Raw genomic sequence first — 19,742 nt, forward strand, 5'->3', positions numbered from 1 at the left:
TCGTAATTAACGGTAACAGTATAACCAATCGAGAATCTATTAAACGTGCTTAATCTGCTCCCTAGCAAACGATTTATACCTAGCTTTTGGCTATGGCGCGTACGCTGCGTCAAAGTCTATCTAGCCGTTTCTGTGAGTATTGTTTTAACCGTAAATTTGTAACTGTTAAAATCCCAATCGCCACAGAGTCTCAGGTCTGTGGCATCGAATTTTTTAAAGTATCAATTTTATTCCGCAGCCTAACTCTCTGGCCTAAATTAGAAATGTGCAAAGGAGTTAGTGAAAATGCAATTAGTGGCTGTATACATTGCCGTATTATTAATCTGGTCTACTACCCCATTAGGGATTGTCTGGAGTTCAGAGTCTGTTAGTCCAAGTTTGGCTTTGTTGTTACGCATGGGCATTGCTTTGGTGATAGGTGCGGTGTTTATTAAACTAACTAATATTGAGTTTCCTTGGCATAAAAAAGCCCTGCATTTTTATGGCGTTTCTGCTGTTGGTGTAGCCGGAGGTATGTTTTTTACTTACTTAGCGGCTCGTACCATGCCTTCTGGTATTTTGTCACTAATCTTTGGGCTAGCGCCTTTATTGTCTGGGTTATTTGCTCAAAAAATATTGGGTGAAAAACCTTTTAGTTTGCCTAAAAAATTAGCTTTGATTTTAGCTTTTACTGGTTTGTTGATAGTTTGTTATGACAAGCTTTTTGAAGTTCAAGCCGCGGTACCCATAAGACTAATCGACTTTATATTTGTGTTATGTGCGGTGAGCTTGTTTTCTTTAAGTGGCGTATTGATTAAAAATGTTGAATTAGACATGCACCCAGTCGCAAGCACAGTGGGAACTCTAACCGTGAGCATGCCAATTTTTATTCTATCTTGGTTAATATTTGACGGTGATTTTATTATGCCTAGTTTGGGCTCTCGGTCAGGTTGGAGCATTATCTACTTAGGTGTATTTGGCTCACTGTTTGGCTTTGTAGGCTATTTTTATATCTTAAAAAGATTGTCAGCTAGTACAGTATCTTTAGTCACCTTAATTACACCTGTTTTGGCTATGTTTTTGGGAAGCCAGTTAAATGGTGAGGTCATAACTGATAATTTGGTGATTGGTGCAACTCTGATTATTTTGGGGCTATTTTTGTACTTTTTTGGAAATAAAGCAGTATGGATATTAGCTTTAAGTCCTCGTAAATAAACAATTACCCAGCCGCTCTTAGTGTAAGTTGCTTGGCTGGGTGAAGAATGTGGGATCTATTCGGAAATATAATTAGTATTCTGTTATAATCCCGCCGTTTTTTTGACCAGCTATAATCAGTAATACTTAGCCTATTTTGTAGAGAGCACCATGCCAACCATTCAGCCAGCCTTACGATCAAAACCTGTCGCCCGTATGAAAGCGGAACGAGGTTTGTTTTCATTCCCTAAATATTGGGCTGAATGTTTTGAGCCTGCGCCATTTTTACCTATGTCTCGAAGAGAGATGGATCAGCTTGGTTGGGATAGTTGCGACATTATTATTGTTACTGGTGATGCTTACATAGATCATCCTAGCTTTGGTATGGCAGTAATTGGCCGTACTTTAGAAGCCCAAGGCTTTCGCGTGGGGATTATTTCCCAGCCGAACTGGCACAGCAAAGAAGACTTTATGCAGTTAGGTGAGCCGAACCTATTTTTTGGTGTAACTGCCGGCAACATGGATTCGATGATCAATCGTTATACAGCTGATCGTAAATTACGCCACGATGATGCTTATACCCCTAATAACGAAGGGGGCAAGCGCCCCGACCGTGCTGTGACTGTTTATACTCAGCGTTGTAAAGAAGCCTATAAAAAGCCGGTTGTGATTGGTGGCATTGAAGCCAGTTTAAGACGTATTGCCCACTACGATTATTGGTCTGACAAAGTTCGCCGCAGTGTGTTGTTTGACTCTAAAGCCGACATGTTAATGTTTGGTAATGCAGAACGCCCATTATTAGAAATGGCTCACCGTTTTGCAGCAGGTGAAACAATCGAGCAAATGCAGGACATTAGGGGGACTGCAGTACTGCGTAAAGAGCCATTACCTGGATGGCAAGGTGTGGATTCAACTCATCTAGATAGCATAGGGAAAATAGAACCTGTTATTAGCCCCTATGAAATCATTGAAGATAAATGCGCAGTATCGTCTGAAGCTGAAAGACAAGCCGCTATTGAAGAGCAAAAAGCCCAGCCTATTGTAGTACAGCCGTTTACGTCGAAAACCCAAAGGGTAAAACCTTGGGATAAAACCTATGTGTTGTTACCACCCTATGATGTGGTGCGTGCTGAGAAAACCCATTACGCTCATACGTCTCGAATTTTACATAAAGAAACCAACCCTGGTTGCGCCCGTGCATTGGTGCAACGTCACGGTGATCGCATTGTGTGGATCAACCCGCCAGCGTACCCATTAGAAACTGAAGAAATGGACGCTGTATTTGATTTGCCTTATGCGCGCGTGCCGCACCCAAGTTACGGTAAAGCTAAAATACCTGCTTACGATATGATTAAAACATCGGTCAATATCATGCGTGGTTGTTTTGGTGGCTGTACTTTTTGCTCGATTACAGAACATGAGGGTAGGGTCATTCAAAGTCGCTCTGAAGAGTCTATTATTCGTGAAATCGAAGAAATTCGCGACAAAGTCCCGGGCTTTACTGGTGTTATCTCCGATCTTGGTGGCCCAACTGCGAATATGTATAAATTGCGTTGTAAGAGTCCTAAGGCTGAACAGGCTTGTAGACGTTTATCATGTGTCTGGCCAGAAATATGTGGCCACTTGGATACAGACCAAACTCCTACTGTAGAGCTATACCGTAAAGCACGTGATGTTGAAGGGGTCAAAAAAGTACTAATAGCGTCAGGTGTGCGTTACGATTTGGCTATTGAAGACCCTAATTATGTTAGAGAGTTAGTGACCCACCATGTAGGAGGTTATTTAAAAATAGCGCCGGAGCATACAGAAAAAGCGCCATTAGACAAAATGATGAAGCCGGGTATGGGCACATACGACAGGTTTAAAGAATTGTTTGATAAATACACTAAAGAAGCAGGTAAAGACCAGTATTTAATTCCTTACTTTATCTCGGCCCATCCGGGGACTGAAGATGAAGATATGTTGAATCTTGCTTTGTGGCTTAAAGAGCGAAACTTTAAGTTAGATCAGGTGCAAAATTTCTATCCGTCACCTATGGCTAATGCCACCACTATGTATCACACCAATAAAAACCCGATCCATAAGGTTAATCACAAAAGTGAAGTGGTTGAAGTGCCAAAAGGTGAAATACACCGCCGTTTACATCGAGCGTTTTTGAGGTATCACGACTCAGCCAATTGGCCTATGTTACGTAAAGCTTTAAAAGAAATGGGGAAAGCCCATTTAATAGGAAATGGCCCTAAATGTTTGGTACCAGCAGAGAGTCGTCATGAACTTCGTGGCAAAGATCAAAAACAGTATGCAAAACGTTCAGTTAATAAAGCCTATGCTAAGGGCAAGTCTAGTAATGCAGCCAGGGCTCAAAAAGGCTTAACTCGTTTTAGTGATAACCAACCTCATAATGAAGTAGCAAAAGGCGAGCAGGGAAATCACTCAAAGCCAAACGGTAAAAGGCGTAAGTCACGTTAATTAGGTTTTGTTGCTATCTTTACCTTCAATTGATTGGATTTAAGCTGGTATGGCAACTATTAGTTGTATTGGGCCTTGCCAGCTTCAAATTAGCATAGTTCAGGCGCAATTTATAAAGTTCTTAAAGTGAAAAACGTTCTCTTAAAAAGTGGGCTATGCCATCTTCATGGTTATGGCCTATTACGCCATGTGCAGACTCTTTAATTTCTGACTTGGCATTTTCAGGGGCATAACATTCGTCGGCCTCGGCAAACATACTTAAATCATTATCTCCGTCACCAAAACAAATGACTTTACTAGCGCCTAGCTTATTTTTTAAATTAGTTACGGCACTACCTTTATTAGCTCGTTTATGGTGAACATCCATCCACCAAAAGTTACCGCCTTGAATTGCTGGGCCAGAATAAGCTATCAGATTGCTATGGCTATTAAAAAAGTGCCACATTTTTTTTATGCCTGTAGCGTCTCCAATCATACTAATGTTGGTGACTTGACTGCCTGTAGGAAGTGTTTCTAATGGCAATAGTGTAGCCATGCTGCCTGCAAAGTACTTTTCGATAAGATCTTTTTCGATTTCATGTTGTATTTTGGCGTGAAAAATAAAATGCTTATGATGATTATTAATGACATTTATAAAGGGTGTAATCCCGTGGGAAAGCGCTACTTCAATAACAGTTGAAATTTCGTCGCTGTCCAGAAGGTTTTCCAGGGTGACTTCTTTCGAGTTAGGATCCCAGACTGTGACGCCATTATTGAAAATGTGGGGTAGGGTAAAGTTGTGCCCCTCAACAATGCGTTGTGCAGACAACATAGTACGGCCAGTAGCCACAGTATAAGCAATGTCTTTTTCCCCTAACAACTTTAAGGTTTCTTTAGTAAATACTGATATTTCAGAGGCATCGTTTAATAAGGTGCCATCTAGGTCGAAAAAAATTAACTGCATATTTATATCTGTCGCCTAATAATTAAAGGAAGTGATAGCTAAATCTATTTTTTATATTGTAATAAGTTTACTATGTATACACATATATTTGTCACCTTAGGTGAGAACTTAATTTTAGAGAGAATATATTTTAAATAACTGTAAGTTGATTGATCTAAGTTTTTTCGATTTCAGTATGACTTAATGTAACAACAAGCTTGCTAAAACCAAAACTCGCCTAACTGGCGAGTTTTTGCATTTTAGGGGGTTAGTAAAAAAGAATCATTTTTATTTTCGACTACCGGAGTATCAAATATGAGTAAACTTAATCGTCGCGATTTTATGAAGCTATCTGGTTCAGCCCTTATCGGTGTGACGCTAGGTGGGGTGGCATTGCATGCTAATGCTCAAGAGCGGGTTACGCTGGATAACCCTACGGCTGCTGCTTTAAAATATGTGCATATCTCAGAGATTGAAGGAAAAAACTGTGAAAATTGTCAGTATTTACAAGGAGAAGCTGGAAGTGAATGGCGACCATGTACGTTTTTTCCTAATAAGTTAGTAAGTTCAAAAGGTTGGTGTGCAGGTTGGCTTAAAAAGCAAGGTTAGAACAATTTGCAGCTCTTCATAGATGCTAGTGTTGACCCAAAAACAAAGGTAGGCCATGGTGCCTACCTACTATTATCAAGCCCCAATAGTGATTTATCTGACGCGAGAAGCGCCATAAAAACCAAACGCTTTGAACAAACAAGTTCTACTAAGTTGGAGTTACAAATTTTACTTTTCGCTCTAGACGAAATTAACACCTCAAGTCCTCATTCTACTATTTATTTAACTGTTTTTACTGACTCTCAAAATATTGTTAGTTTGCCAAAGCGACGAGATTCGATAGAGCAAAAGAACTATACAAACCGAGCTCAAAATAACTTGAAGCATCACCTGTTATATAGAGAGTTTTATCGGTTAACGTCTATTATCAATTGTGATTTTGTTAAAGTTAAAGGGCATAAAGCTGCTAAATATAAAGATGATATTGATAGGTTATTTAGTTTGGTGGATATCGCCTCTAGAGGCGCTCTTCGAACAGAGTTTTAGTATTATAGCCCCTAATTTTATATCTTGATGATTGACCAATGGAATCATCAGTTGTTTACTTTAAAATTTAATTCATCTCCTAACAGATCAAGCCAATCTTCAAGTTTAACGCTTACTATTTAAGCGATTCCTATGCCTCATGTTTTCAAATGTGCAAACAATGTGTAACAGCGACTGAAATCAGAACTTTAGCTATTTTGCTTAGTCCCATCAGCATAAAATATTGTAAAACGTAACATAAGTTGTTTGGAGAAGTAATGAAGTGGACTAAAGCGAGTTGGACCGATGCTCTACGATTGGTAGCCGGTATTGGTTTATCAGTGTTTATTTTGTCGTCATGTTCAAGTGGTAGTGACAGTAAGACAGGTTATATTAAGTTTTATAACGCATCACCTAATGCGCCAGAAATTTTCTTAACTGTAGACGAAAACCTTGACGATGATGACGATGACGAAATCGAAGTCACTTACGGCGCAATTGAATATACAGAGGTTAGCGGTAATAACTCGCTCGATACTGGTAACTATTACATCGAACTAGCTTGGCAAGATGAAGAAAGTAGTGACCGTTCTGATTTAGAAATCATCTATGAAGATAGCGTTAAAATCACCAGCGAAGATATCAAGTTTATTTCTCTAAGTGGTGATATTACCGAGCCAGACGTGCTCATATTTGATATTGAAGTGATTGACGATGACGATGACGATGATGATGATTTATTTAATATTCGCCTTCTAAATTTACATGATGATTACCAGTCAGTTGACTTGTATGCGTCTTTAGATAATGAAACTTTTAATGAAGCAGAATTTTTAGGTAATGTTAATTACCATGAATTGACTGACAACATGAAGTTAGATCAAGATCAGTACATTTTCTACATTACTTTGCCAGGTGAAACAGACGTTTTATATACCTCGGTTGATCAGGACTATTCAGTGGTGAGCCAGTACGTGATTGTTATACGTGACAACACGGGTGTGGGTTCTGCTGACTTTACAATCGATAGCATAGGTACAAACGGCATTACAGAACTTGCAGATGTGGATTCAGAAGCTGAATTTGGTTTTTATAACGCAATTTCTACCGATGACTACCTACCTGAGTATCAGGGGCAAATCGATATTGAAGTCACTTTAGATGACGATGGAGATGTAGTGATTGATGATTTGGAGAAAGGTGAATTTAGTGCTTCTACTATCACTGCTAATGGTGACTATTCCTTTGATGTAAAGAATTCAGCAGATGGCGAAATTTATATTAGTGATGCGTTATTAAGTCTTCAAGAAAACGCTGACAGCACCATATTTTTATACGGTCGCAAAGACGCAATTGATGATGATGAAGATGGTGTTACTGATGAGAACGAAGATGGCATAGTTGATGATTATGAAATTGTTATTAAATCACTGGCACTCACTAAAAATAGTAGCTCAAGTATTTATAGTCATGGTATCCAAGTAGTTAACTTAGCCGATTCAGACGATTTCAGCAGAGTTACATTTTACTTTGTCTTGAATGACGAAGTCATCGATACCGCTGATAATTTACTGTCGGTATTACAAGAAAATTCCGGATCATTAACACTGCTAAACAATACCTATGATATTTTCGCTGTGGCGACAATAGATGGAACAGAAACTGTACTAGATAGCATGAACTTGGTTCTCGATGAAAACAGTCAAGAGCTGTATTTGATATTTGAGCAAGATATAGATGCGTCTTCTGGGTTTAGCATGAAATTGATTAATCAGGTAGTAAATTAAGAATAACCTAAGCAGTTTATACAAAGGCTGAGGTTGCGTTTATCCACTCTTCCTCAGCAACTTCTTTTTTATCTTTTAATGTTACAACGTTCGTTAACGTTGAGTGAGTATCTGCCTAGATATTCGCTATTTTTGTACCTTGATTTTAGGCGCAAAGAGTTAAATAGCAGTCAGCAGGATGTCTAATGAAAAAAGCAATAATCGCCACAGTTTTCCCCCTATGTGGCTTGTATATGTCAGTTGCTTACAGCGCACAATATGAATTGGTTGAATTACCTGTCGCCGATCTCGGTGTTAACTCGTTTCCCGCGGCTATTAATGACGCTGGGGAAGCCGCAGTAAATCTAGATACACAATATAGTCCAGTAATCGATACCACTTTAATAGATTTTGAGTCTGCGGCCATAATTTTAGGGTTGGAAAACTTAGATGGTGTCCGAGGTGGGGACTTTAGCGATGACGACTATACTTTTCTTTATACGTACATAACTGCTAATGCTGAGAGTCAAACATTTCAACAAATTGCTAGCTTAAATAGTTACATTGCAACTGAAAACGGCAGTGAGCTGCTTAGAGGTTTTGACACTATTGATCCAAACACAGATGACTACAGAAATAGCGTAAAAACTCAAGTTCGTTCAATTAATGATTTTGGCTATACAGTGGGTAGTAGTCACGATGGCTTTTATACTGAAGACTACGTTAATGAAGACGTTGATGATATCACCTATGTAGTCAATGATTTTTATATAAGAGGCTTTGCACAAGTTGATGATCAAACCACAGAATTACCTCCCCCAGATACAACCGCTGGTGGAATAAGTGAAGCTTACGATATCAACAACAGCAACCAAGTGGTTGGATATGGCACCACTGTGTTCATCGATGATACCTATTCAACAGCAGAAGAAGATTGCTCAGATTCAACTGCCCGGGGTGATATTCCAGAGGTGTCATGCCTGAGGGCATTAAGTATTAGCTTAAGTAGTGGGGTGAGTTCTGCAGCTCAGCAAAGAGGCATTATTTGGCAATTAGATGAAGACGGTGACTTAACAGATACCTACACCTTAGGAATGTTAATTGATGAGCCTGAAGATTCTAGTACCTCTGTATATACCAGTTCTGCCGTAGCCATTAATGATTATGGTATAGCAGTGGGAGAGTCTCCTGATTATTATCAAGATACAACATCATTAACCCTAGCTGCAGCTATTTATGATGGGGATGAAGTAACAACGATTAATTATGATGAAGATGTTTACACTAGTACCGCTTACGATATTAATAATGACAACCTAGTGGTAGGTAACATCACTAAAGACGTTAACGGTACAACCCGTACTAAGTTTTTTGTCCATGATCTCGATAACGATATTACAATTTACCCAGACGATTTTTTTGAAGGCTCTTCGAGTATTGCCACATCTATAAATGACGATGGGTTTGTTGTTGGTTATGGTGAGTCTGAAGCTACATTAACGACCCGAAGAACAGAAGGCTTCATCTATGATTACAAAAATGATATTTTTCAAGGGCTTAATTCACTTTTAGAGTGCAATTCAGATTACGATATTGTCCAAGCTAATGGTATAAACGAAGATAATGAAATTGTCGCTACTGCATTAGTTTTAAAACCTGAAACTAATATTCAAGGTGAAATCATATTAGATGAATATGGTGCACAAACTCTGGTGGATACGGTTGTCGCAGTAAAACTAGTGCCTATTTCTGGGGGCTCTATTGATAACTGTGATGCATACGAAGAAGAGACGGTTCGCCAAGGCGCTAGTTTTCCTCTTTATCTTTCTGGACTGTTGCTTGGTTTAGTCTTCTTTAGGCGTAAATATATTTGCTAAGTATTTGCCTATAGAAGAGTATTATTTTTAATTCTCAATAAACACTGCGTCAGCAGGACTTATGAAGGTTTTTAAATAGTGCACCCACTTATTACTCAGGCCCATATCGATACGTTTCAACAAGATGGTGTGGTTTTAATTAAAGGACTCTTTAGAGCTGAGTTGGATCTTATTCGCTCAGGCATTGAATTGAATATGCAGACGCCAGGCCCCTATGCTGCAGAAAATCTTAGTAAAGGGGATACTGGTCGTTTTTTTGATGATTACTGTAATTGGTCTCGCATACCACAATTTGAAAGTGTAATTCGATACTCTGCCGCAGCTGAAGTCGCTGCTGATTTGATGAAATCGCAGCAAGTTCAGATTTTCCACGACCATGTATTAGTCAAAGAGCCTGGCACCACTAAAGCTACACCTTGGCATCAAGATGGTCCTTACTATTTTGTTGATGGCTGCCAAAATGTAAGTTTTTGGTCTCCGATGGATCCTGCTAAAAGTAATAGCTTGCGATGTGTTGCTGGTAGCCACCTTTGGGATAAGCAGGTTTTACCTACTAGATGGCTTACTGATACTAGTTTTTATCCTGATGATAAAAATTATATGCCAGTTCCTGATCCTGATAGGCAGAATATGGATATTAAAGAATGGGAGATGGAGCCTGGTGACGCTGTAGCATTTAACTACGGTATATTGCATGGAGCTCGAGGTAATAGCACCGAACATCGCCGACGTGCTTTTTCTCTAAGGTTTGTGGGTGATGATGCTAGATATATTGAACGCCCTGGTCCCACTTCGCCTCCATTTCCAGAGCATAATATGTTAACTGGTCAATGCCTTCGAGAAGATTGGTTCCCCATAGTTTTTCAACGTTAAATTCTTCTAAGAATCCACTGTTTGCATAGGTCAAATTTATTGCACACATATGGAAAGATATAGAATATAATTTCTATCAATAATACCTATATGACCAAATTATGAAAAAGGTATTAAAAATCAGGTAAACTACCGCGACATTTGTCCCTGCTAATTATGATGTTATTAGCATTTTGTAGCTAGAGAGAAGAGAGAGAGTAAGACGCATGAGCCTATATTTAGAATACGTTGAAGAGATAGAAAGCCGTAAAAAAGACCTAGGGCTAGCGCCTAAACCCATTGATAGTGCTGATTTGTTAGCTGAAATTATTGAACAAATTAAAGATACTTCAAATGCATATAGAGAAGATTCTCTCAACTTTTTCATTTATAACACCTTGCCAGGCACGACTAGTGCTGCCGGTGAAAAAGCTAAATTTTTAAAAGAAATTATCTTAGGTGAAGAAACGGTAGCAGAGATTTCTGCAGAGTTTGCCTTTGAATTGTTGTCTCATATGAAAGGTGGTCCATCTGTTGAGGTGCTTCTTGATTTAGCCCTTAGTGATGATGCCGCAGTTGCAGTTCCTGCAGCTGAAGTATTAAAAACACAAGTATTCTTATATGAAGCTGATACAGACCGCTTAGAAGCTGCCTTTAAAGACGGCAACGCAATAGCTAAAGAAATTTTAGAAAGCTACGCAAATGCAGAGTTCTTTACCAAGCTACCTGATATTGAAGAGAAAATCGAAGTTGTCACCTATATTGCAGGCGAAGGTGATATCTCAACTGACTTACTTTCTCCAGGTCATCAAGCCCACTCTCGTGCAGACCGTGAGTTACACGGCCAATGTATGATCACGCCTGAAGCACAGCAAGAAATCGTTGAGCTTCAAAAGAAACATCCAACTGCCAAAGTTATGCTTATCGCTGAAAAAGGTACTATGGGGGTGGGTTCTTCTCGTATGTCGGGTGTAAATAACGTAGCACTTTGGGCAGGTAAACAAGCAAGCCCTTATGTTCCATTTATTAACATTGCGCCAGTTGTTGCTGGTACTAATGGTATTGCACCTATCTTCCTAACCACAGTAGATGTAACGGGTGGTATTGGTCTTGACCTTAAAAACTGGGTTAAGAAAGTCGACGCAGACGGCAATGTTGTCACTGACGAAAACGGTGACTCTGTATTAGAAGAAGCTTACTCAGTAGAAACTGGCACTGTATTAACTATCGATAGTAAAGCTAAGAAGTTATATAACGGTGACAAAGAGTTAGTTGACGTGTCATCGGCCTTTACTGCTCAAAAAGTTGAGTTTATGAAAGCTGGTGGTTCATATGCTGTGACCTTTGGTAAAAAGTTACAAACTTTCGCTGCAGAAACCTTAGGTGTAAAACCAGCAAGTGTTTATGCTGCGTCTAAAGAAATTTCACATGCAGGACAAGGTTTAACTGCAGTTGAAAAAATCTTTAATCGTAATGCTGTAGGGGTTGCTTCAGAAACACCTCTTCATGCGGGTTCTAACGTTCGCGTTAAGGTGAACATTGTTGGTTCACAAGATACAACTGGGCCTATGACTTGCCAAGAATTAGAAGCTATGGCTGCTTCTATTATTTCTCCAAGTGTTGATGGTGCCTATCAATCAGGTTGTCACACAGCGTCTGTTTGGGACAATAAAGCGCAAGCGAACATTCCTAAGCTTATGGCTTTCATGAATAAGTTTGGTCTAATCACAGCTCGTGATCCTAAAGGCGTTTATCACGCTATGACTGACGTTATTCATAAAGTATTGAATGACATTACTGTTGATGACCGTGCAATTATCATCGGCGGTGACTCACATACCCGTATGTCTAAAGGTGTAGCCTTTGGTGCTGACTCAGGAACGGTTGCCATTGCATTAGCTACTGGGGAATCGGCAATGCCAATTCCAGAATCAGTTAAAGTAACCTTTAAAGGTAATATGCAAGGCCACATGGATTTTCGTGACGTAGTTCACGCCACTCAAGCACAAATGCTGAAGCAGTTTGGTGGTGAGAACGTATTCCAAGGTCGCATTATTGAAGTTCATATCGGTACCCTAATGGCTGACCAAGCGTTTACGTTTACAGATTGGTCTGCAGAAATGAAAGCAAAAGCTTCTATATGTATTTCTAACAACGAGACGTTAATTAAGTCAATCGAACTTGCTAAGAGTCGTATCCAAATTATGATAAACAAGGGTATGGACAACGAAGCTGGTATGTTGGCCGGACTTATCGACTTAGCTGATGCACGTATCGCAGGTATTCAGTCTGGTGAACAACCGGCTCTTGCACCAGATGATAACGCTAAGTACTACGCTGAAGTGTTGATTGATCTTGATTCAATCTCAGAGCCTATGATTGCTGATCCAGATGTAAATAACGAAGATGTATCTAAGCGTTATACCCATGATGTTATTCGCCCAGTGTCTTACTACGATGGTAAAGGGGTTGATTTAGGGTTTGTTGGTTCATGTATGGTGCACAAAGGTGACATGCAAATTATCGCGCAAATGTTACGTAACATTGAGAAGCAAAACGGTAAGGTAGAATTCAAAGCGCCATTAGTTGTTGCTCCACCTACTTATAACATTGTTGACGAGCTTAAAGCTGAAGGGGATTGGGAAGTACTAGAGAAGTACTCTGGTTTCGTATTTGACGATGCTAATCCAAAAGCTGCTGCCCGTACTAAGTACGACAACATTTTATATCTAGAACGTCCTGGATGTAACTTATGTATGGGTAACCAAGAAAAAGCAGAACCTGGTGATACAGTTATTGCGACTTCAACCCGTTTATTCCAAGGCCGTGTTGTAGCAGATACTGCGGAGAAGAAAGGTGAGTCTTTGCTAGGTTCAACGCCACTAGTGGTTCTTTCAACTGTATTGGGTCGTTTCCCAACTATGGATGAATACAAAGCTGCGGTTGAAGGCATTGACCTTACTCGTTTCGCACCACCTACAGAGTCGATGACGACTAAGTATGATTCAGAACAAGCTGTTCCTGTAAAAGTGGTTGGCTAATGTAGCAATAACGCTATAAAGCTGTTTAAAAGGGCTAGTTGTGCAAACAACTAGCCCTTTTTCGTTACTTGTGTTTGAACTTTTTTAGGACTGGTGCCTCTGACACTTGTTGCTCTCTTTTGTGGAATAGTGATGGATACTAAGATGAACAAGATTATTGTGATTATGAGTGTGTTGGCCTTTCAAGCTTGTACGACTAAACAAGCTCAGCATTTAGTAGGTCATGCTTTAGCTGAGTCTGCTGATACAGAAGTTCGGTATGGGCAGTATCAATGTCGGACTTTACTTGCCCAATGTACCCAAGGAGATTTTCAAGAATGGGAAACCAGTGATAAAGAGATGGGCTGTTCTTGTAAAAAGTTGTAGGCTACACTGTCATTTTATTATTGGTGTGATTAGTTATGCGTGTTGTGTTTAATGTGTTTGTTCTGCTTTCCTGTTTTGTTCTTTTCAGTTCTTTTAATCTGCACGCACAAACCATTAGTTTTGGAGAAATCCAAGTAAAAGTTAATGGGAAAGCATACCAGTTAGAATATGCTGATACCTTTGAAAAGCGAGCTCAAGGTTTGATGAATAGAGAGTCTTTATGCGAAACCTGCGGCATGTTGTTTAAGTTTAAACAACCTAAAGTAGCAGGATTTTGGATGAAAGATACCTTAATTCCTTTGGATATTGCATTTGTTAAAGCTGATGGCACTATTACTGATATTAAGAGTATGAAAGCCCTTGATCTAAATTCTACGAACTCCTCTGATACAGTGCTTTACGCGTGGGAAATGAATAAAGGTTGGTTTGCAAAAAACAATATTAAGGTGGGAGACACTGTTGTTATTTGTGCTATCAATTAATTTGTAAATTCTCCAAAACTTGTCTAATCATTATCAGTAAGTGTCAGTTGTTGTAAAACAAGGTTCACATGTCGTATTTTCAATTAAATGCCAACAACTTAGTGAGCTTTTTGAGTTCACTATCAGAAATGCAAAATCACTTTTCCAGCTTTCAACATTTGAAAGTAGAGGAGATCACAAATGGCAATATGAACTTTGCTTTTGTAGTGACTAACCAACAAAGCCCTTCAGAGTCCGTATTCTGCAAGCAATCGCCTCCTTTTATCAAAGTAATGGGAGATGATTGGCCCTTAACCCGCAGTCGCATGACCGCAGAAATTCATGCTCTAGCTTATCAGGCAAAAGTCTCACCTAGCACAGCACCAAAGATGTATTACCAATCCGATGATTTATCTGTTGTGATAATGGAAAATTTACATCGCCATAGTGTTTTACGTGACGGGTTAATTAAGGGAGAGTACTTTCCAAAACTTGCCGAGGATATAGCGAGTTATCTTGCTGCAACTTTGTTCTTTTCGAGTGATTTTGGCCTAGATAGTCAGGCAAAAAAGGCATTGGTAACTAAAGCTGATAACCCTGATATGTGTATGATCTCAGAGGATTTTATCTTTACCTATCCCTTTGAACATTATGATATGAATGATTACAACCCAGTATTACCTCAGGAATGCATAGATGAGATCCAGAAAGATCCCATAGTGCGAGCTCATGTTGCCCAAATGAAATATCTTTTTTCTACTAGTAAGCAAGCTTTGCTTCACGGTGACTTACACACTGGTTCTATCATGCTTAATCAACAACAAACCTATGTGATTGATGCAGAGTTTGCCTTTGTTGGGCCAATGGGGTTTGATATTGGTGCGCTTATAGCAAACTTGTATTTAAGCTATTTCTCCCACGTTTATCGAGAAAGTGTAGAGGCCCAAAAGTATAGTATGTGGTTACTACAGCAAATAGAGTTGATATGGAAAGGATTCGAAACTAAGTTTAGCGAATACTGGTTTGACTCAGATAAGGCCTCTGATAATGTATTTATGGGGAAAGACCTTACTGGTGAGTGTCATAGCCGCTACAGGCAGATATTTTTGCAGCAGATATTTCAAGATACCTTGGGCTTTGCGGCATGTAAAATTATTCGTAGAATTTTAGGGATTGCTAAAGTGGCGGATTTTATGCAATTTGATGACTTAGCTTTTAGGGCTAAGTTGGAAGCCCATGGGCTTCTTTTTGCCAAAAAAATGTTACTGAAACGCAATGAGTTTGCTAGCTTTAACGAGCTTAATAAAGTCGTAAGTCAGATAACAAACGACCATATCTGAAGATTAGATTTACAAGATAACAATTTCATCGTCTTTAAGGTGCCCAACGATAGGGCTGTGTTCGGCATCTGTAAATGCTTTATCGAGTAAGTGAGATCGATAACCCACACCTTGCCTATAATTGGGGTGAGTAAAGATATAAGCTTGCTTTGAGTCAAGTGCTTCTACAACCCGTTTAGCTAACATACTAGCAGGAATTCCTGACTCCACTAATGCAGCAGCTTGACCCATCCCTCCCTTGGACTGCGCTTTAGTGGCCCCTTGTTGTTTGACGTTTTGGTACTCAGGCTGTAGGTTTCGAAGTGACTCATGGATACGGGTTTTAACAAATGCAGGGCAGAGTACAGACACCATAATCTTGTCTTTTTTAAGTTCAGCAGCCCAACTTTCTGACATAGAAACCACTGCCGCTTTAGATGCAGCGTAGGCACCTGAGTAGGCGACACCATTCATACCAGCCATAGAAGCAACATTGATTATCCAACCACCCTGACCATGAGCTTTAATTTTAGAGCCAACGGTTTGGGTGCCATTAACAACACCCATCACATTTACGTCTAACACCCATTTCCAAGTGTCGATTTTTGTATCATCTATGGAGCCTGGTAGGCCACCAACCCCCGCATTGTTAATTAGCATATGAATATCACCAAACTCGGCTTCTGCAGAATCAAGCAGCTCTAACCATTGCTGATACTGGGTCACATCTAAAGGGCAGGCTAGCGCATTAATACCTTGAGCTTTTAATTGCTGCTCAGCTTCTGCTAGCTGCGTTGTGTCTATATCACCAATAACAATATTCATACCTAGCTGACCAAACTCTATGGCCAGAGCTAACCCAATACCGCCAGCTCCGCCAGAAATTACAGCAGTTTTACCTGTAAATTGATTCGACATATATTTGTTCCTGTACCTTGAATGGTCGATAATTTGTTAGCAACAACTGTATGTTGATAGCTTTGCCTAGCAAACTTTATTTGGCTAATTGATATGGCTTCATGGTATGAATGAATAGTTTAAAATGGAGGTACCGAAGGCCTTAAATTATAGGCGAAGAGCTATTATTTAATGATGGCCTTCAAATTTAAACTTTGAGGTGCAGTGGCATTAATTGATGGTGTGAACGCCGTTTTCTGTGCCCACTAATACAGTGTCTGCGCCGCGCTTGGCAAACAACCCATTTGTTACCACCCCGACTATGGCGTTGAGCTTTTCTTCGAGCTCTACAGGGTTGAGTATGGTTAGATTGAAGACATCTAAAATCACATTGCCGTTATCAGTGATCACACCTTCTCTGTACTGTGGATCTCCCCCTAACTTTACTATTTCACGGGCTACATAAGAGCGAGCCATAGGTATGACTTCTATTGGCAGTGGGAATTTCCCTAAAATAGGAACTTGCTTTGTATCGTCTATGATGCAAATAAATTGCTTTGCCACAGCCGCAACGACTTTTTCTTGGGTGAGTGCAGCTCCACCACCTTTAATCATATGTTTATGCTCAGTGATTTCATCTGCACCGTCTACGTAAACATCAAGCTTATCAACTGAGTTAAGTTCAAATATTTCAATTCCTAGGGCTTTGAGACGCTTTGTTGAGGCCTCTGAACTAGAAACTGCACCTATGATGTCGTGTTTAATGTCGGCTAGTCCATCAATAAAGTAATTTACAGTGGAGCCGGTACCAACACCTACTATGGATTCGGGTTGAACATATTTAATAGCAGCTTGAGCCGCCGCTTGTTTCTTTTGAGCTTGTGTCATGACTTGTTTGGCTTAAAAGCGAATATTAACAATATTCTAACCTAGCAGAGTGACGAATCCCTAACGCAATTTGGGGTCTTGAAGAATTGTTTTGGTGTTGCGATACCATGTAATGGAATATCCCAGTAGTTTGCATCTAAAGCATCTACTTGTTGGCAGCTATGTGCTAAGCCAATAAGTTGTGTGTTTAAGTTGTATCGCTTTATCGGGGCTAAGGTGCGATCATAGTAGCCTCCGCCCATACCTAACCTGTTTCCTTTAGCATCAAATGCAACTAATGGGGTCATGATAAGCTCTATTTCTGCAAGGGGTATAATATTGTTAGTTGTAACGATTGGTTCTTTAATACCATATTGATTGGCTTTCATTGGGCTATTGGGTAGGTATTCAACAAAAACTAAATGCCCTTTTGAAAAAGGGTGCATAGCTGGCAGTAATACACGTTTGTTATTTTGCCAACAATATTCAATTATCTCACTTGGGTTAATCTCGCCATCGTTCGCTAGGTAAACAGCTACGGTATTCATTTTTTCTAGGTGTAGTTGCTTTTGACAAATATCTAGCAGTTGAATAGCTGCGTGCAGTTGCTGCTGGCGGGAAAGGTTTTGACGTTCTTGGCGTATTTGTAACCGTAATGCTTGGTGAGACATATCGACAATATCCAATATAGCTAGGCTACGTTTGATTTATTAAACGCAGCCTACTTAGTATGGTTATATTTATAGTTTGTAAGTATCTAAATACAACTTAGTTAAACGCTCGTTATCCACTTTAGTTGCAACGTTTACTAATTCTGCATTTAGCCAATCTGGGCTAGCAGTAGTGTTAGGTAGTGCAATAGAGGTTTGGCCTCTGTTTAATGGGTCTGTAGATACTCTGCCATGGCCGGTTTGCAACTCAAATAAACTTGGATCGACAAGGTGTGCAATAGGCATTGCATCGTGGAAAAAGCATACATCTTCTTCACGGTTTTGTGAGTAAAATTCCACGTAAAATTGTGCTGCATCATGAACAAAACCACCCAGTTTTTGGTTGTTTTGTTGTAACTGTTTTAAGAAATTAGGGCTGAATGGGCATGAGTTGGTTACATCAAGGCCAAACATGTTTAATTCCCAAGACGCGCCAAATACAATTTCTGCTGCGTGGGCATCATTCCAAATATTGGCTTCGGCAACAGGTGTCACATTACCTCTTACAAATGCGGAACCACCCATAATAGATACGGCTTTAACTAATTTGGGTAGCTCTGGCTCTAAACGCAGGGCTAATGCTAAGTTTCCTAGGGGACCAATGGCAACAACCGTTATTTCACCAGGATATTTACGGGCCATATCTACGATAAACTGCGCAGAACTGCGGGGGTCTAGCTCGCCTTTTGCTGCAGGGAAGTTAATATTTCCAAAGCCATCATCACCGTGAACAAAATGAGCATAGCTAGACTCGGGGCCCACCCAAGGCATACCCACACCTTTACAAACAGGAATATCCTTACCGGCTAAGTCGCAAAGAGTTATCGCATTTTTTGCTGCCATCTCAACGGGAACATTACCAAAAACAGTAGTTAATCCCAGCACTTCGATTTCTGGATGTTGAAAAGCAAAAAAGATTGCCATGGCATCATCGATACCAGGATCAGTATCTAGAATAATTTTGTGACTCATAGGATTAATTCTCCGTTGAAAACTTTTGGTGTTTTTGTCATTAGTATTATTGTTTTGCAAGAAAGCGGTCGACGTCTTTCTCATTAGGAATAGATTGAGCTGCACCATTTTTCATTACAGCTAAGGCAGAGGCAGCACAAGCTCTAGATAGCGCAGCGGTAGTGTCTGCGTGCTCGCTGTAGGCAGATAAAAAGTATCCAATAAAAGTATCTCCTGCTGCAGTAGTATCTACGGCATCAACTAAAAATGCGGGAACATCAATACTTTTATCTTTCTTGAGCATTCTCACACCTGCTTTGCCTAAGGTGATGAGCACTTCAGCATGTGACCAATCTTTGCGAAAGTAAGCTTCTATATCATCTAAATTACTTTTGCCTGAAATTTCTTCTGCTTCGACTTCGTTAACTATTAACAAGTCGATACATTCATGGGGTAAATGCTTCACTGACTCTGTCATAGGAGCTGGGTTAAAGGCAACTTTTAGGCCTTTGTCTTTAGCTTGTCGTAATACTTCATCAATACAGCTGGTTTCATTTTGAGTTAATACCCAATCACTTGATTTTACTTCATCGAGTGCATGCATCACGTCTTTCGGTGTTAACTCTTGGTTCGCACCACCAAACAATACAATGGCATTCTCGGCAGATGGTGTAACTTGAATAATGGCATGCCCGGAAGCTGATTCAGTACAAGATATGTGCTTACAGTTTATGCCGTCACGGATCATGCTTTGCTTGAAAGCAGCATCTGTTTCGTTAATTTTTCCAACGTGGCGAACATCAGCACCAGCTCGTGCTAAGGCAATAGATTGATTGGCACCTTTACCACCCAATAAACATTGGTATTCGTTTGAAGCTAAAGTTTCCCCAGGCTGAACGAAGTGATCTACTCGATAAACATGATCAATGTTGATAGAACCAAAGTTAATGATGGCCATAAAGTTGCCTTATTTGTTATGTAATATTAGTGAGCAATG

17 protein-coding genes are annotated in these 19,742 nt (G+C 39.9%); 11 read left to right on the top strand and 6 right to left on the bottom strand.

The genetic code is table 11. The features are described 5' to 3' along the window. The first annotated feature begins 285 nt into the window (after positions 1-285). Entirely contained in the window at positions 286-1,194 is a 909-nt protein-coding gene (locus EOK74_RS11595; RefSeq protein ID WP_133470266.1) for a DMT family transporter, read from the top strand. Between the two features lie 150 nt (positions 1,195-1,344). Next, positions 1,345-3,642, top strand: a complete 2,298-nt coding sequence (locus EOK74_RS11600; protein WP_133470171.1) for a YgiQ family radical SAM protein — start codon at positions 1,345-1,347, stop codon at positions 3,640-3,642. A gap of 121 nt (positions 3,643-3,763) precedes the next feature. Here EOK74_RS11600 and EOK74_RS11605 read toward each other — a convergent pair whose 3' ends face one another. Next, the gene (locus tag EOK74_RS11605; RefSeq protein ID WP_133470172.1) at positions 3,764-4,585 is read right to left on the bottom strand and encodes an HAD family hydrolase; all 822 of its coding nucleotides are present in this window, start codon (positions 4,583-4,585) and stop codon (positions 3,764-3,766) included. A 294-nt stretch (positions 4,586-4,879) separates the two neighbouring features. Between EOK74_RS11605 and EOK74_RS11610 the strand changes: the two genes are divergently transcribed. The 9 genes from EOK74_RS11610 to mtnK all read left to right on the top strand — a co-directional run bounded on the left by EOK74_RS11610 (position 4,880) and on the right by mtnK (position 15,341). Next, the gene (locus EOK74_RS11610) at positions 4,880-5,173 is read left to right on the top strand and encodes a high-potential iron-sulfur protein (RefSeq protein ID WP_133470173.1); all 294 of its coding nucleotides are present in this window, start codon (positions 4,880-4,882) and stop codon (positions 5,171-5,173) included. A gap of 6 nt (positions 5,174-5,179) precedes the next feature. After that, on the top strand, positions 5,180-5,659 hold the full coding sequence (locus EOK74_RS11615; protein ID WP_133470174.1) for an RNase H family protein: 480 nt from the start codon (positions 5,180-5,182) through the stop codon (positions 5,657-5,659). A gap of 257 nt (positions 5,660-5,916) precedes the next feature. Beyond that, positions 5,917-7,425 (top strand): DUF4397 domain-containing protein, encoded by a 1,509-nt coding sequence (locus tag EOK74_RS11620; protein WP_133470175.1) that lies wholly within the window; start codon positions 5,917-5,919, stop codon positions 7,423-7,425. 185 nt (positions 7,426-7,610) lie between these two features. Next, on the top strand, positions 7,611-9,281 hold the full coding sequence (locus tag EOK74_RS11625) for a DUF3466 family protein (RefSeq protein ID WP_133470176.1): 1,671 nt from the start codon (positions 7,611-7,613) through the stop codon (positions 9,279-9,281). A 78-nt stretch (positions 9,282-9,359) separates the two neighbouring features. Then, positions 9,360-10,154: a phytanoyl-CoA dioxygenase family protein gene (locus EOK74_RS11630; protein WP_205964641.1), complete on the top strand. Its 795-nt coding sequence runs from the start codon at positions 9,360-9,362 to the stop codon at positions 10,152-10,154. A 206-nt stretch (positions 10,155-10,360) separates the two neighbouring features. Beyond that, on the top strand, positions 10,361-13,174 hold the full coding sequence (locus EOK74_RS11635; RefSeq protein WP_133470178.1) for a bifunctional aconitate hydratase 2/2-methylisocitrate dehydratase: 2,814 nt from the start codon (positions 10,361-10,363) through the stop codon (positions 13,172-13,174). Positions 13,175-13,318: 144 nt separating this feature from the next. Next, the gene (locus EOK74_RS11640; RefSeq protein ID WP_133470179.1) at positions 13,319-13,540 is read left to right on the top strand and encodes a hypothetical protein; all 222 of its coding nucleotides are present in this window, start codon (positions 13,319-13,321) and stop codon (positions 13,538-13,540) included. A gap of 35 nt (positions 13,541-13,575) precedes the next feature. Further along, on the top strand, positions 13,576-14,022 hold the full coding sequence (locus EOK74_RS11645) for a DUF192 domain-containing protein (protein ID WP_133470180.1): 447 nt from the start codon (positions 13,576-13,578) through the stop codon (positions 14,020-14,022). Positions 14,023-14,090: 68 nt separating this feature from the next. Next, on the top strand, positions 14,091-15,341 hold the full coding sequence (gene mtnK / locus EOK74_RS11650) for an S-methyl-5-thioribose kinase (protein ID WP_133470181.1): 1,251 nt from the start codon (positions 14,091-14,093) through the stop codon (positions 15,339-15,341). Between the two features lie 9 nt (positions 15,342-15,350). On the opposite strand, the gene EOK74_RS11655 is transcribed toward mtnK, so the two are convergent. The 5 genes from EOK74_RS11655 to EOK74_RS11675 form a co-directional block, all read right to left on the bottom strand. After that, positions 15,351-16,238, bottom strand: coding sequence for an SDR family NAD(P)-dependent oxidoreductase (locus tag EOK74_RS11655; protein ID WP_133470182.1), 888 nt, complete (start codon positions 16,236-16,238; stop codon positions 15,351-15,353). Positions 16,239-16,448: 210 nt separating this feature from the next. Then, entirely contained in the window at positions 16,449-17,105 is a 657-nt protein-coding gene (rpiA, locus tag EOK74_RS11660) for a ribose-5-phosphate isomerase RpiA (RefSeq protein WP_133470183.1), read from the bottom strand. A 41-nt stretch (positions 17,106-17,146) separates the two neighbouring features. Further along, entirely contained in the window at positions 17,147-17,755 is a 609-nt protein-coding gene (locus EOK74_RS11665) for a 5-formyltetrahydrofolate cyclo-ligase (protein ID WP_133470184.1), read from the bottom strand. A gap of 69 nt (positions 17,756-17,824) precedes the next feature. Continuing rightward, entirely contained in the window at positions 17,825-18,766 is a 942-nt protein-coding gene (locus EOK74_RS11670) for a nucleoside hydrolase (protein WP_133470185.1), read from the bottom strand. Between the two features lie 46 nt (positions 18,767-18,812). Further along, entirely contained in the window at positions 18,813-19,703 is an 891-nt protein-coding gene (locus EOK74_RS11675) for a ribokinase (RefSeq protein ID WP_133470186.1), read from the bottom strand. Positions 19,704-19,742: the final 39 nt, after the last annotated feature.

The organism is Paraglaciecola marina (genome assembly GCF_004360155.1).
In the GTDB taxonomy this organism is placed as follows: domain Bacteria; phylum Pseudomonadota; class Gammaproteobacteria; order Enterobacterales; family Alteromonadaceae; genus Paraglaciecola; species Paraglaciecola marina.

Excerpts from the sequence above, each read along its gene's own strand:
- mtnK (WP_133470181.1), top strand. The coding sequence starts at position 14,091 with ATGTCGTATTTTCAATTAAATGCCAACAACTTAGTGAGCTTTTTGAGT.
- EOK74_RS11675 (WP_133470186.1), bottom strand. The coding sequence starts at position 19,703 with ATGGCCATCATTAACTTTGGTTCTATCAACATTGATCATGTTTATCGA.
- EOK74_RS11600 (WP_133470171.1), top strand. The coding sequence starts at position 1,345 with ATGCCAACCATTCAGCCAGCCTTACGATCAAAACCTGTCGCCCGTATG.
- EOK74_RS11635 (WP_133470178.1), top strand. The coding sequence starts at position 10,361 with ATGAGCCTATATTTAGAATACGTTGAAGAGATAGAAAGCCGTAAAAAA.
- EOK74_RS11640 (WP_133470179.1), top strand. The coding sequence starts at position 13,319 with ATGAACAAGATTATTGTGATTATGAGTGTGTTGGCCTTTCAAGCTTGT.
- rpiA (WP_133470183.1), bottom strand. The coding sequence starts at position 17,105 with ATGACACAAGCTCAAAAGAAACAAGCGGCGGCTCAAGCTGCTATTAAA.
- EOK74_RS11665 (WP_133470184.1), bottom strand. The coding sequence starts at position 17,755 with ATGTCTCACCAAGCATTACGGTTACAAATACGCCAAGAACGTCAAAAC.
- EOK74_RS11625 (WP_133470176.1), top strand. The coding sequence starts at position 7,611 with ATGAAAAAAGCAATAATCGCCACAGTTTTCCCCCTATGTGGCTTGTAT.
- EOK74_RS11670 (WP_133470185.1), bottom strand. The coding sequence starts at position 18,766 with ATGAGTCACAAAATTATTCTAGATACTGATCCTGGTATCGATGATGCC.
- EOK74_RS11620 (WP_133470175.1), top strand. The coding sequence starts at position 5,917 with ATGAAGTGGACTAAAGCGAGTTGGACCGATGCTCTACGATTGGTAGCC.
- EOK74_RS11595 (WP_133470266.1), top strand. The coding sequence starts at position 286 with ATGCAATTAGTGGCTGTATACATTGCCGTATTATTAATCTGGTCTACT.
- EOK74_RS11605 (WP_133470172.1), bottom strand. The coding sequence starts at position 4,585 with ATGCAGTTAATTTTTTTCGACCTAGATGGCACCTTATTAAACGATGCC.
- EOK74_RS11655 (WP_133470182.1), bottom strand. The coding sequence starts at position 16,238 with ATGTCGAATCAATTTACAGGTAAAACTGCTGTAATTTCTGGCGGAGCT.
- EOK74_RS11645 (WP_133470180.1), top strand. The coding sequence starts at position 13,576 with ATGCGTGTTGTGTTTAATGTGTTTGTTCTGCTTTCCTGTTTTGTTCTT.
- EOK74_RS11610 (WP_133470173.1), top strand. The coding sequence starts at position 4,880 with ATGAGTAAACTTAATCGTCGCGATTTTATGAAGCTATCTGGTTCAGCC.